This is a genomic window from Octadecabacter dasysiphoniae, from assembly GCF_021532615.1.
Taxonomy (GTDB): domain Bacteria; phylum Pseudomonadota; class Alphaproteobacteria; order Rhodobacterales; family Rhodobacteraceae; genus Octadecabacter; species Octadecabacter dasysiphoniae.
Window position 1 is genome coordinate 451016 of record NZ_JAKGAQ010000001.1, and the last position, 13047, is coordinate 464062.

Below are 13047 nucleotides of genomic sequence, written 5' to 3' on the forward strand. Positions count from 1 at the left end.
ACCTTTCATATGCAAAATGATCTGAACGATGTTGACCGAACGGTTGTGTCGCTGAAGGCGTTTGTGGATGAGGTGTTGGACCAATCCGGGCTTTTCAAGTTCGAGGTTTGCGCGTCCGAAGCGCTTACCAATCTGGTGAAGCACGCCAAAACCGATGACACAACCGCGCCCATAAAAATCGAGCTGACCGAAACCCCCGCTGCCGTCATTCTGAGGGTTTTTGACCCCGTTGGTGCGGCGCGTTTCGATCTGCGCGATCACGCGCAATCGCTCGATGATGTGGATCCATTGGCCGAAAGCGGCCGTGGCCTCGGCCTTATTATGCAATGCGCTGACCATGCAGATTACGCCCCGCAAGGCGATCGTATGTGTCTATCCCTCAAATTTTCGAAACTGGAGACGGATCAATGAAAATGGTCAAACCTATGCAATGGCTCTTTGGTGCAGCAGCGACATTTTTCACGCTGTTGCCACTATCCAACGTCGCCGCACAAGACACAGGTGACGATGTTTTGGCGATCACCATTGATGGAATAACCGTTGACGGTGAAGACTATCGCAGTGTGACGATCACGTCCGATTCACCCTTGTCGTTTCAATTTGGTGAACCGGTGGTGCCAACCTGTATGCGCGGATCGCTTGTTCAATCGTCCGCGCACTTTGGCCGCAGCGGGCCGCTGACCCCGCGTGAGTTCGCGATGGCCCAAACGGCCTGGTCCTATTTCGAAAGCAGCTATCAGTCCGAGACCGGTTTGGTGAATGCGGTTGGTGCCTTTCCGTCGACCACACTTTGGGACACGGCGTCTTATGTCAGTGCTCTCGTTGCGGCGTATGAGCTTTGCGTTATCGACAAACGTGAATTCGACAACCGTGCCACCCGCCTGATCGACACGCTGCGCAACTTGCCCCTGTATCGTGGCGAAGCCCCGAACAAGGTTTACAATGCCGCGACCGGGGCGATGGTGGATTACGCCAATGAACCAGGTGAGATTGGCATGTCTGCCAATGACATCGGCCGCTTGTTGGTTTGGCTCCAAATCCTAAAAGAACGTCATCCACATCTTGCCAACGGGGTTGATAACGTCCCGATGCGTTGGAATTTCTGTAATCTTATCAATGATGATGGCCGGATGTTCGGCTCTTTTACGCAAAGCAACGGGGAAACCCGTTATGTTCAGGAAGGCCGCCTTGGATATGAGGAATATGCCGCAAAGGGTTTTGCGCTTTGGGGGTTTGATGTGGCTCGCGCGATGTCGCCCGAGCCGCTGGATTACATTGAAATTTTCGGGGTTCGCGTCCCATTTGATGGCCGTGACCCACGGGTTTTCAAGAACCAGAACTATGTCCTGACCGAGGGTTATATTCTCGATGGCCTCGAAATGGGGTGGGACCTGCCGGATGATATGTCTAACGACGGATTGACGGCCAGCAATGGTTGGCGTGCCGAATTTGCCAACCGGATTTATCTGGTTCAGCAGCGTCGATTTGAACAAACCGGCGTCATCACGGCGCGGTCGGAGCACCAAGTGGAAGGCAGCCCATATTTTGTATACGACAGCATTTTCGCGAATGGATATCCGTGGAACACGCTTGACCCAACAGGGGAATACCAACCGGATCGCGCTGCGGTTTCAGCAAAAGCCGCTGTTGGCATGTGGGCGTTATGGGACACGGATTACACGGATCTTCTGTTTGAAACGGTCGCTGATCTTTCGCAGCCTGATCGTGGATTTTATGAAGGGCTTTATGAAAACGGCAACGGTTTCATTCCTTTGCAGACCGCCAACAACAACGGCATCATTTTGGCCGCTTTGCTTTATAAAGTGCAGGGCCCGATCCTTCAGCGTGTGAACGAGAACACCCATGTCTGGGATACCGCGTTCGTTGGCACGGACATTCGCGACAACAAATGTCACCCCAACCGCATGATCCAAGACGTGCCATGCTGCGCCTGTGCCAATGCCACCCGGATCGCACCGGTTATTCCGGTCGAGGCATTCCGTTATTGCCGGCCAGTTGTTGGCGGCTCTGAGGTTGGGGCGACAGATTGCAGCACGACCGAACACAATCTTGCGCTACCACAGGTGCGTCAGGTTCTGCCGTCCAGCTGCCCTGTTCCGGCGTCAAACCCATGACATCGTCATCAAAACCAAGACTTGTCTGGTTCGATGCAAATCGCGTTTTTGCGGCATTTGGTGTGGTTCTTATTCACTCATCGACTGATTTCGACGGGCAAGCCTTTCCAGATGCCGCGCAAGGGGACCGGTTCGTTCCGGTTTTCCTACGCTCGATTGGCGAATTTTCAGGATCAGAGATGTTCTTTATGTTCTCTCTTTTCTTGATGGCCATGCGGGTCGACAAGAAAATGCCGACATATGGCAGCGCCATCGCAACGCAGGCACAGCGCCTTTTGGTGCCGTTTGTTTTCTGGGCCGTTTTCTATGCTTTCTTCCGTCTTTTGAAAGCGGACACATTCGACTACGCGCCTGATATCTGGGATCAATTGGGACAGGCCCAAAGCTGGATCGGTTATCTGATACTCGGTCAATCCCAATACCACATGCATTTCTTGCCGACCCTGTTCGCGCTATTCTTGTTCTATCCTGTCATGCGCTCTGCGACCCGCTTCCCGATTTTGGGCCTTACTGTTGTGATCACCATTGGTGTCATGAACAACGCCCAAGGGTTTCTTTGGGCACTGGAAATCGATCCGGTCTTGCGCGACTACCTTGTTCGCGCGCTCAAGGTTCTGGGTTATGTCGGTTATGGAATGGCCGCTTTTGCGATTTACGGACTTTGGAACGATGGTATCCCACGTGGCGAATCCCGTCTGATCCGCCGATGCGGGTTCTACTTTGCTATTCTCGCTTATGTCGCAACACTGCCCTCTTTTCACACGGCATTCGAAACGGGGTTTTGGGGCGTTCGGGGAGGATGGGATTTCTACGGCCACTTCTTGATGCCGATCTTTGTGTTCTTCGTCTTTATCGGCGGGCAGTACCTGCAATGGTCGCCACGCTGGACAGTCTTGGCCAGCTACACGTTTGGCGTCTACCTTGTGCATCCGCTGGTTATTGACCTTTTTGACATCATCATTTTCGGGTCGGGCCTGTCGGTTGTGATGGATCCTTGGATGATCGTTGTTGCGCGGTTTGCCGTTGCTCTCCCCGCGTCGTTTGCCTTGGCTTATGGATTGTCGCAGCTAAAACCACTGGCGTGGACAATCGGGCTTGGCCCGACGCCTTGGGACGTTGTTCGATCCAAGCGGGCAGGGGCGTAGATCATGGATGACTATTTCCTCAAATACGAAGATCGCACACCAGAACCGCCGCTGGCCTATTCAGCTGTGCGCGAACTTGTGTGGCAGTTTTTGGCAACCGTCGCCTTGGTTGTTGGCGCATGGTATATTTGGTGGCGCTGGACGGCGTCTTTGAACACGGATGCAATGTGGTTTGCCATTCCTTTGGTGCTGGCGGAAACCTTTGCGTTTTTCGGCATGGTCTTGTTTGTTTTCAACCTCTGGAAAGATGACCCAATCGAGGTTCCTGTCGCGCCTGCAACGCTGGGCGATATCTCTCCTGATCATCCCGAACATGAACGTATTTTGTCCGTTGATGTGATGTTTGCGACCTACAACGAAGATCCGGAGCTTGTGCTGTTGGGCATTCTTGATGCCCAGAACATTACCTATCCGCATCCCATCGAAATCAACATTCATGTTCTGGATGATGGTCGGCGCGATGAAATGCGTGCTGTCACGCAGGCCGCTGGCGCAAATTACATTTCCCGCAGCACCAACGAAGGGTTCAAGGCTGGCAACCTGCGGCATGCGATGGAACAGACGTCTGGTGATATTCTGGTCATTTGTGACGCTGACACGCGGCCTTTCCCCACGATCCTCGAAAATACCCTCGGCTATTTCCAAGACCCTAAAATGGCCTGGGTGCAGACGCCGCAATGGTTTTATGACCTTCCCGACGGTGAGGCGCTGGACACCATGCTGGACCGTAAGATCGGGCCGAAAGGTGCAACATTCGGACGTGCCATCCAAAAGATTATTGGTCCTGTCCAGCTTGGCACTGATCCATTCGTGAGCGATCCAAAAATGTTTTACGACATCATCCAGCGGCGCAGGAATTGGGCGAACGCGTCGTTTTGTTGCGGGGCAGGGTCCATTCATCGCCGGGAAGCCGTCATGGAAGCGGCCTTGCGCAGCTTTGGCGCGCAGGTCGAAAACCGGATGCACGCCACCGAAGAAGTCATCACAGTATCCAGCAAGGAACGCGATATCGCGCCTGATATGATGGACGCAATCCGGACAGAGGCGGCCACGACAGAAATTCTGACGCCCTACCGTTTTCACGTGTCCGAAGACATCTACACCTCGATCGTGCTGCATTCAGATCGTGAACGGGGCTGGAAATCCAAGATGCATCCGATCGTCGAAAGTAAGATGCTGTCCCCGCAAGACCTTTTGACGTGGACCGTGCAGCGCTACAAATATGCAGGCGGAAGCCTTGATATCTTGGTGAATGACAATCCGTTGTTTCGTCGTGGCCTGACATTCCCGCAGCGGGTCATGTACGCCACGACGTTTTATTCCTACCTCGCGCCGATCTGGAACATGATCTTCTTGATCGCACCCATCATCTATTTGTTCACCGGTATTTCGCCCGTTTCGGCATATTCTGCTGACTTCTTTTGGCACCTGATTCCGTTTTTGGTCACGCTTGAATTGGCGATGATGGCGGGCACATGGGGCGTGTCGGGGTTCGCCGCAAAGGCCAGTTATCTGTCGTTCTTCCCGCTTGGAATGCGCGCGATCTGGTCTGTTGTTCGCGGGCAGACGATTTCGTTCAAAGTGACGCCAAAGGTCCGTCAATCGGGTAATTTCCTCGGGTTGGTGCGGCCACAAATTGCCGTCGTTGTTGCGACGGGTCTGGCCGCCATCTGGGCCATGTTTGGCTTCGGCTTTGGGATCACATCACATTCCGCAACGGGCGTTATATCAAACGTCCTTTGGGGCTTTAACAATTGTCTGGCCATGGCCGGCATCATCGGCGCGGCCCTATGGGTTCCCAGCGCCATCGAAAAGAGCGACGCATCATGACATTGAAAACAAACCTAATCAAAGCACGAAGCCACATTATTTTCCTGGTCGCACTGGGGTGCGGGCTTGCCCTTGTGACGGCGATTGATCGCAGTGCGGATACGAACAAACAGGGCGAACAGGTGGGAACGCAGATGGCACAGTTCGAAGACATCACACCATTGCCATTGGCGATCACCGGTGCGTCCGGGCCGGATGATTTGGAATACGCGCAGATCGCTTGGCGGTATTTTGAGAACAATACTGATCCCACGACAGGACTGGTCAATTCGACTGACAATTACCCGTCCACAACGATGTGGGAAACTGGATCCTATTTCGTGGCCGTCATGTCTGCCAACCGCCTTGGCGTTATCGACGAAGACGAAGCAATTGCGCGGATCGATCTGGCATTGGACACGCTTTACACCATGCGGTTGTTTGACGGGGTTTTGCCGAACAAGGCCTATAATGTCCGCACGGGTGAGCTTGTTAATTATGCGAACCAGCCGGTTGAACGAGGGCTGGGCTGGTCTGCGCTGGATATCGCGCGGATGGTTGCGGCACTGGGCCACGTAAATGCAAACTACCCCGCACTTGCCTCCAAAACCGCCCGTGTGCTGGAACGCTGGGACCTGTCGCAGATGATCGAAGATGGTCAGCTGATTGGCGGCAATATTGCCGATGGTGCGGTGCGCCGCGATCAAGAAGGGCGTGTGGGGTATGAACAATACGCCGCCAAGGCGATGATGCTGTTCGGGTTTGACACCTATCGCGCCTATGACGCGGAAAGCCATTTGATGGTGCGTGACGTTGAAGGCCAACCAATCCCTGTCGACACGCGTCTGCATCGAAATATCACGCCTGCCTTCACCGTCAGTGAACCCTATCTTTTTGACGGACTGGAGTTCGGGTTTGATGCCCGTTCTGCGCGGTTTGCGACATCGATCTACGCAGCCCAAGAGGCGCGTTATCGCAATACCGGTATCTTAACAGCTGTCAGCGAATCCCACATCGATGTCGCGCCGTATTTCGTCTACTCGTCCGTTTGGGGCGGCGGCGCGGAATGGGCCGTGATGACATTTAGCGGCGATCGTATGGACAGCCGACGGACGGTAACAACCAAAGTTGCGTTCGCTTGGGATGCCTTGTTCGGGACGGATTACACCCGCGAATTGATCACGGAAATCGCACCACTTGGTGATCCGGCCCGCGGATGGCCAGAAGGCATCTACGAAGCCGATGGAACGACGAATTCTTCAATCACTGTGAACACCAATGCGCTTGTCTTGGCCGCGCTTGCGTTTCGCGTTCACGGCCCCCTGATCCGGGCGCACCAATAATGCGTTTTGCGGGTCTTGCCATTTGCCTTTTGGGGGCGTCTGCAACGCCGGCGTTGGCCGCACCTTGCGTGTCGGACACCTTTGATGTGCCGTTGCCGGGCGCCACGGATGTTGTGTCTCATGTGACGGATGTGCCGTCCTCACAATTTCCGGGGTTCTGGCAAGAAGGACAATTGGACGGGTATCAGTACAAGATTTTCGCGAATGCAACCGCGACATTGCGCGGGGGGCCATCGGATTCAGATTGGTCGATTGAGCTGATCTGTGATCTGAGCGCGAAAACCTGTGCCGTGACTGAAATCGGCACCCCGCCAGCGAATGCACCCCAAGTTGCCCGCCGTCTTGAACAGTGTTTTGTCCCTAGCCCCGAAATTAACGCTGACGCAGCCCAGCCCACGGGTGAGCCGCCGACAGATGTTGGGGTGGCGGAAACCACGTTTGATCAACAGGCCCCTACCGAAAATCCGTTAGAGGGTGCTGTACAGGAAACCTGCGGTGTCGCGCTTGTCGATGAGCAAAGCGATGTAGCGATCATGCAAAGACTGCTGATCATGGTCGGTTCTGATCCCGGCGTCGTTGACGGGTTTTTGGGGCCCGCGACATTCGAAGCGATGGATGATCACGTCGAAAATTCCGGCTGGGATACGTCAATTCCTGATCTGATTTCACAGCTCGATCGTTTGCACTGTTCGGGCTCCTGAACGCCTAATTCCTTTTCAAGGGAACGCTGGATGCACGGCTGCGTGTTCCCTTTGGCGTGCATAAAGATAAAGAAAATAGCCACGCGTCTAGAGGTCCTATCCGTTTGGGACTTTCGATATCTCTTTGACCCTTATGATTTTTCTCGCTGGTCTGCGAAACACTATCCAACGAAATCATACACGGTCAGGGCCGCGCTTTCCCTCCTCTAGCGGTCCTGACATTTAGAAAAGAGATAGGCGCTCCCATGAAAGATATCCTTACCCCAACCGTATTCGACGTTCTTGGAACAGTAGAAAATGACGTCATTCAACACGTAGAAGGTGCCGTTGGCATCAACGGTCTTAAAGGCAGCGACCGCATTAGCACCGCGTCAGAAAATGATCTTGTTGCGGGCGATATGGTTGGCAAGGAATGGACCTTTTACGATGGGGAATGGCATTACGATGCGGACGCCGTCATCGTGTCAGATTACGGCAGAACGGACACGTTTTCGGATACCATCACCACGGGCGCGGGCAATGATGTCCTGCTGGGCAACGGCGGCAACGACATGCTTTTTGCTGGTGCCGGTAACGACCGAGCAAATGCTGGTCGCGGTGACGACTTTGTTTTTGGCGGCTATGGCAACGATATCTTGAACCTTGAAAGCGGCGATGATTTTGCTGAGGGCGGGTACGGCAACGACACGATCAATGGTGGTTCCGGTGATGATGTCATCTACGGCGATCTTCAAAGCGAAAACCTTCTGGACGGCGCAGGCGCCGGGGCCGCAACGTTCGAAGATTTTGCCGACAGCGGCACGTGGACGATGACGGATACATTTGGTGACGCCGTCATTTCACAATCCGCGCAAACCATCGCCGGTGAAACCTACACAATTTCGTTCGGTCTGGCTGCGAACCTGGCTGGTGGCCAGTCAACCGGTGCCGTTGATGTGATGTGGAACGGTGAAGTGATCGATACTGTCCAAACAACGTCCGGCGCGTACGAAACATTCCAGATCGATGTTGTTAGCACAGGAAGCGAAGGCGAACTAAGCTTTAAGGCCGTCGAAAGCGAAGGCGATGTTACGTATAATTTTGACGGGCCGATTGTTTCTTATGAGGTCGAATTTGAATCGGGCGGAACCAGTGTTGTTGTCGATGCGTTCGCACCGGGCCAGGCAAAATTGTATCAAGTGATCGATGGTCAGTTGAACGTCTTTGATGTTGAATCAAAGGATTACGTTACCGTCGGGGACCAGCCCGATTTCAAGATTAATTCGATCGGTTTCAACATCGAAGACGACCTTATTTATGGTGTTGCCAAGTCGAACGGGACGGATTCTTTGGGGAATGCTGTCGGCACGTCTGACATTGTGATGGTCGATGCATCTGGCGAAACTTACCGCGTTGGTGACGGGTTCTATGGCGACTACGTTGGTGATTTTGACGGCAGTGGAAATCTTTGGACATTCCAGTCGGGCATTGACCGCGTGAGCGTTGTTGATGTTGATCAGTTGGATGCAGATGGCAATCCACATATCGACCACTACAAATTCCCGAAAGATTTGTTCAGCGATCGGACATACGACATCGCCTTTAATGATAAAGATGGCAGTTTTTACGCTGTCGTTTCCCCGGGCAAGAACGGCCAGGCGGGCAAGGTTGTAAAGATCGACGTCAGCGGTGTGACCGAGGGCGCCATGCCGACATTCACAGAAATCGCGATCACGGGCACGCTGTATGGCGACGAAATGGAAACGGGTCTTGTGAAAGGGGCCTTTGGTGCGGTCTTTTTGGACGGTGAAGGCAATCTGTATTTTGGCCTTAATAAAGGGGACCATGATCTAGATGCGTCCACAGGCACCGAAGGCGCGATCTTTCAGGTTCACGCCGATTGGGAAACGGGCCAGGCCTATGCCGAGTTCATGTCAGAAGCCCCCACCACTGGATCCAACGACGGTGCGGTTGACCCGCGCGCTGCTGATCCTTTCGCGGAAATCGATGCGGACGCGGCGGTTTTGATCAGTGAACCAACACTGACTTTGGTGGACGGCGGCAACGACGTTCTGCGGGGTGGCCGCGGTGATGACGAGATTTACGGCAACGAAGGTGACGACCACATCAATGGTGGGGCAAACGAGGACCTGTTGTTCGGCGGGCAAGGCAATGACAAGTTATTTGGCGGAGGCGGAAACGATGTTTTGCACGGCGAGGACGGCAAGGACAAACTTTGGGGCCGGGCCGACGATGACGAGATGTTTGGCGGCGCGGGCAATGATTACCTGAACGGCGGAGAGAACAACGACAGCCTGTTTGGCGGCGAAGGCGTCGACAAAATTGTCGGTGGAACCGGATCAGACGTCATCGAAGGCGGCGCTGGCAATGACCATCTTTGGGGCGGGAGCTGGTCCGGCGATGGCAGCGAAGATACGTTCATTTTTTCATCCGGAACCGGAAAAGACTATGTTCATGACTTCGAAGTGGACAGGGACATCGTTGATTTGTCGCAGTTTTTCACGGATCGGCAAAGCGTCGAAGACGCCACGACGGATCATGGGTGGGCCACGGTTATCGATCTTCAGCTTCTGGATGGAGGCCAGGACGGTGACCGGATTGTTCTTAAATCGGTCAGCGCAGATGACCTGAGTGGTGACAATTTCATTTTTTGATGCGCAAGACATTTGAACATCCGGCAAGACAGGGCCGGTCGGAATGACAGAAAGATTCCGACCGGCATACTTGCCAGTATCAGCGTTCAAATTGCGAATTTCCCGACTGCGGATTGGAGTGACGACAATGTATATGACACGGCGACACGCGCTCCGTTTGCTTGGACTGTCTGAAAGGTCTTCACCGGTTGATGTACGGGTTGCCCGTCGTTCGATGGCTTTCAAGCATCATCCCGATATCTGTAATAATGTCTTGGGGGCGACGCAAAAAATGGCCGCCATGAATGCCGCGGCAGATTTCCTTTTGTCAATTCTGGAACGGGAACGTTCAGATGCATCCCCACAAGACATATCTTTGCCAGCGAAGGCCGCTTTTGCGAGTAAGGGTTTGTCGTATGAAGGGACAGCGGCCGATCCACGCAGTGCAATGGCTAAGACGACGGTGGAGCGAATGTTGGGCGTTCCCGCCTTGAGGAATGCTGGGAATTCAGCGCCTATTTTCGGGCAAAATGACGTTGTGAACCGTAATTCAACACCCTCCAAGTCAGTCGCGGAGTCCTATCGGCGCACAATTGTTCAGATCGGTGAAACTGCTGGTGGCTCTTCTGTTGATATGAAAATACTGGCTTTTCCGACAGGACACATTTAGATATTTGTCCGAAGCAAAACCTCTACCCGGATGCGTTCTTGCGATCCCGTCGCGACACGTTTGTCCGTTATTGCCTTTAGCTTTCTGACAGCGCTGCGGACAAGATGGCCAGGATCTTGCGCAATGACAGCATCGAGGCTTCCGTTTCGAAGGGCCGCCTCAGTGAACGGGGTGCGTTCATGGGAAATTTTGATCAGATGATCGGTGTTCATATTTTCGTTCAAGATCGTTAGCGGCACGCGGGCTTCGGATGACAGCACATATACCCCGACGAGGTCCGGATTGTTGATGACCGAATTATAAATAACGCGTTCAGCGCGTTCTTCGTCGCCATACGTTTCCAAGGAGGGCAGGGGGCGCAATCCGGGGGAATGTTGGTTCATCTCGGCGTCAAAACCGATCCGACGTTCAAGACTGTCGCGTGACCTCATGCTTTCGGAGATGACGAGGACAGAGCCTTCAGGTGCAGGGCAAAACCGGCCAATAAGCGTCGCTGCGGTTGCGCCTGCGGCATGGTGATCTGTTCCGACCCAATGTTCTTCCATTGTAGATTGATCGGCGATGAAAGGCAGCGCGGCTACGCCCCGTTCTTGCAAACGAAAGATCGCGTCACGCACCTGTGGCGATTCAGGGGCCATAATCGCGACGCCGGTTGTCTCGTTCGGATCGAGCGTTGCAAGAAAGGCCGAAATGCTATGGGGATCGTTTTCATCAATGTGGACCACATCGCACCAAACGAGGTCGGTCGCGAACGTCTCGTTTGCTTCGTCAATATGGCGCACGATTTCTTCTAGAAACAGGTCACCCGAGCGTGGGAGAGCGAAAACAAATCTGTACCTTTGGGATCGTGCAAGGTTTGCAGCCTGAATGTTGCGCACAAAGCCGAGTTCTTGGATTGCATCGTTTACGCGATCCACAGTTCGTTTTTTCACGCCTTCACGTCCATTCAAGACCCGATCCACTGTCGCGCGGCTGACGCCAGCCGCTTTCGCGAGGTCTTTCGTGGTGGGTCTTAACATAACTTCTCTGACGTCCATCAATGCGTATTCCATCATCTTATCAGACCTTTGCCCTGTCACAACTGCATCATTTCGGTCCCGTCTAGCAGTGTGTTTCGAGGATTATAGGTCATTTTGAGGCACGTGCATCAAAAATATGTTGCATTGACGCACGTGCCTCATTTAGCAATGTAGGGAGCGTGAGTCGTGGCGGGGAGCCATGTCCCGCCATAACTGGGAGGAGTTACCCTTATGAAAAAGAACCTATTCACCACAGCAGCAGTGGGCGCGATCATTGCATCCGGCCTCGCTAGCTCTGCGATGGCTGATGGCTATGCAACTGATCTGACACTGTGCTGGGCCGCTTGGGATCCTGCGAATTCCCTGATTGAGCTAAGCAAGGATTTCGAAGAACAATCCGGCCACACGATGAATTTCGAATTCGTGCCTTGGACCAGCTTTGCCGACCGAATGCTGAATGAGCTGAACTCGGGCGGGCAATTGTGTGACCTGATGATCGGTGACAGCCAGTGGATCGGGGGCGGCGCTGAAAATGGCCACTACGTGAAATTGAATGATTTCTTTGATGCGAACGGCATCAGCATGGACGATTTTCTGCCCGCGACGGTAACCGGTTACGCGGAATGGCCAAAGAACACGCCAAACTACTATGCGCTGCCAGCTTATGCGGATGTTGTTGGTTGGACGTACCGCAAGGACTGGTTTGAACGCCCAGAGCTTCAGGCCGAGTTTATGGAAACGTATGGCTATGCTCTCGATGCGCCAGCTGACCTCGGCCAGCTCAAGGACATCGCCGAATTTTTCCAAGGTCGTGACGTCGATGGCACCACTGTTTATGGCGCTGCGATCTACACAGAGCGCGGGTCCGAAGGCATCACGATGGGTGTCACAAACGCGCTTTATAACTTTGGTTTTGAGTATGAAAACCCGGATCAACCCTATGATTTGGATGGTTTTGTGAACTCCGCAGGGGCGGTTGCCGGTCTTGAGTTTTACAAGGAGCTGTACGACGTCGGGACGCCTCCGGGATCGTCAAATTGGTACATGGGCGAAAATATCGATGCCTACCGTTCTGGTCAGGTCGCGATGCAGATGAACTTTGCGTTCGTGTGGCCCGGTGTGGAAGCGGATGAAACTGTTGGCGGCGGCAATTCCGGGTTTTTCCCGAACCCCGCAGGCCCCGCAGGCCAGTTCGCCCAGCTTGGCGGGCAGGGCATTTCGGTTGTTGCCTATTCCGAAAAGCAGGACGCGGCGTTGGAATATATCCAGTGGTTCGCGCAGCCTGAAATCCAGCAGCGCTGGTGGGATCTGGGTGGCGCATCTGCACTGCGCGCCGTTGTCGAAGCTGATGATTTCGCCACAAGCCAGCCGTATGCGCAGACGTTCCTTGACAGCATGGCGATCGTTAAAGACTTCTGGGCAGAGCCTGCCTATGCGGACCTTTTGATCCCAATGCAGGAGCGCATGCACAACTTTGTCATTGCTGGTGACGGCACGGCCCAAGAGGCCCTGGACGGTTTGGTTCGTGATTGGACCGAAGTGTTTGAAGACGAAGACAAGCTTTAACATCCTCCCTGTCGGATGCCCTTCCT

At 53.9% G+C, this 13047-nt stretch carries 10 protein-coding genes; 9 read left to right on the forward strand and 1 reads right to left on the reverse strand.

Going from position 1 to position 13047, the window contains the following annotated elements; all coding sequences use genetic code 11:
* Positions 1 to 9 precede the first annotated feature (9 nt).
* The 8 genes from L0664_RS02150 to L0664_RS02185 all read left to right on the forward strand — a co-directional run bounded on the left by L0664_RS02150 (position 10) and on the right by L0664_RS02185 (position 10436).
* Positions 10 to 411 carry an ATP-binding protein gene (locus tag L0664_RS02150; protein ID WP_235223981.1) on the forward strand — a complete coding sequence of 134 codons (402 nt, stop codon included), beginning with the start codon at positions 10 to 12 and terminating at the stop codon, positions 409 to 411.
* Positions 408 to 2135, forward strand: coding sequence for a DUF3131 domain-containing protein (locus L0664_RS02155; RefSeq protein ID WP_235223982.1), 1728 nt, complete (start codon positions 408 to 410; stop codon positions 2133 to 2135). Before L0664_RS02150 ends, L0664_RS02155 begins: the two co-directional genes overlap by 4 nt.
* Positions 2132 to 3280 (forward strand): acyltransferase, encoded by a 1149-nt coding sequence (locus L0664_RS02160; RefSeq protein WP_235223983.1) that lies wholly within the window; start codon positions 2132 to 2134, stop codon positions 3278 to 3280. Before L0664_RS02155 ends, L0664_RS02160 begins: the two co-directional genes overlap by 4 nt.
* A gap of 3 nt (positions 3281 to 3283) precedes the next feature.
* Positions 3284 to 5110: a glycosyltransferase family 2 protein gene (locus tag L0664_RS02165; protein WP_235223984.1), complete on the forward strand. Its 1827-nt coding sequence runs from the start codon at positions 3284 to 3286 to the stop codon at positions 5108 to 5110.
* Entirely contained in the window at positions 5107 to 6432 is a 1326-nt protein-coding gene (locus L0664_RS02170; protein WP_235223985.1) for a DUF3131 domain-containing protein, read from the forward strand. The genes L0664_RS02165 and L0664_RS02170 overlap by 4 nt, the downstream gene beginning before the upstream one ends.
* A complete protein-coding gene (locus L0664_RS02175) occupies positions 6432 to 7133 on the forward strand; it encodes a peptidoglycan-binding domain-containing protein (RefSeq protein ID WP_235223986.1) in 702 nt (233 codons plus the stop codon). Before L0664_RS02170 ends, L0664_RS02175 begins: the two co-directional genes overlap by 1 nt.
* Before the next feature lie 245 nt (positions 7134 to 7378).
* Positions 7379 to 9787, forward strand: coding sequence for a DUF6923 family protein (locus tag L0664_RS02180; RefSeq protein WP_235223987.1), 2409 nt, complete (start codon positions 7379 to 7381; stop codon positions 9785 to 9787).
* Between the two features lie 127 nt (positions 9788 to 9914).
* Positions 9915 to 10436, forward strand: coding sequence for a hypothetical protein (locus L0664_RS02185; RefSeq protein WP_235223988.1), 522 nt, complete (start codon positions 9915 to 9917; stop codon positions 10434 to 10436).
* Here L0664_RS02185 and L0664_RS02190 read toward each other — a convergent pair.
* Complete coding sequence (locus tag L0664_RS02190; RefSeq protein WP_235223989.1) at positions 10433 to 11491, reverse strand: LacI family DNA-binding transcriptional regulator; 1059 nt, start codon at positions 11489 to 11491, stop codon at positions 10433 to 10435. The two genes, L0664_RS02185 and L0664_RS02190, sit on opposite strands and share 4 nt — an antisense overlap.
* 195 nt (positions 11492 to 11686) lie before the next feature.
* Here L0664_RS02190 and L0664_RS02195 point away from each other — a divergent pair, with 195 nt between their 5' ends.
* A complete protein-coding gene (locus L0664_RS02195; RefSeq protein WP_235223990.1) occupies positions 11687 to 13021 on the forward strand; it encodes an ABC transporter substrate-binding protein in 1335 nt (444 codons plus the stop codon).
* Positions 13022 to 13047 lie beyond the last annotated feature (26 nt).

Bases quoted from the DNA above. Each gene is read 5' to 3' on its own strand.
- L0664_RS02150 (WP_235223981.1), top strand. From the start codon at position 10: ATGCAAAATGATCTGAACGATGTTGACCGAACGGTTGTGTCGCTGAAG.
- L0664_RS02155 (WP_235223982.1), top strand. From the start codon at position 408: ATGAAAATGGTCAAACCTATGCAATGGCTCTTTGGTGCAGCAGCGACA.
- L0664_RS02160 (WP_235223983.1), top strand. From the start codon at position 2,132: ATGACATCGTCATCAAAACCAAGACTTGTCTGGTTCGATGCAAATCGC.
- L0664_RS02165 (WP_235223984.1), top strand. From the start codon at position 3,284: ATGGATGACTATTTCCTCAAATACGAAGATCGCACACCAGAACCGCCG.
- L0664_RS02170 (WP_235223985.1), top strand. From the start codon at position 5,107: ATGACATTGAAAACAAACCTAATCAAAGCACGAAGCCACATTATTTTC.
- L0664_RS02175 (WP_235223986.1), top strand. From the start codon at position 6,432: ATGCGTTTTGCGGGTCTTGCCATTTGCCTTTTGGGGGCGTCTGCAACG.
- L0664_RS02180 (WP_235223987.1), top strand. From the start codon at position 7,379: ATGAAAGATATCCTTACCCCAACCGTATTCGACGTTCTTGGAACAGTA.
- L0664_RS02185 (WP_235223988.1), top strand. From the start codon at position 9,915: ATGTATATGACACGGCGACACGCGCTCCGTTTGCTTGGACTGTCTGAA.
- L0664_RS02190 (WP_235223989.1), bottom strand. From the start codon at position 11,491: ATGATGGAATACGCATTGATGGACGTCAGAGAAGTTATGTTAAGACCC.
- L0664_RS02195 (WP_235223990.1), top strand. From the start codon at position 11,687: ATGAAAAAGAACCTATTCACCACAGCAGCAGTGGGCGCGATCATTGCA.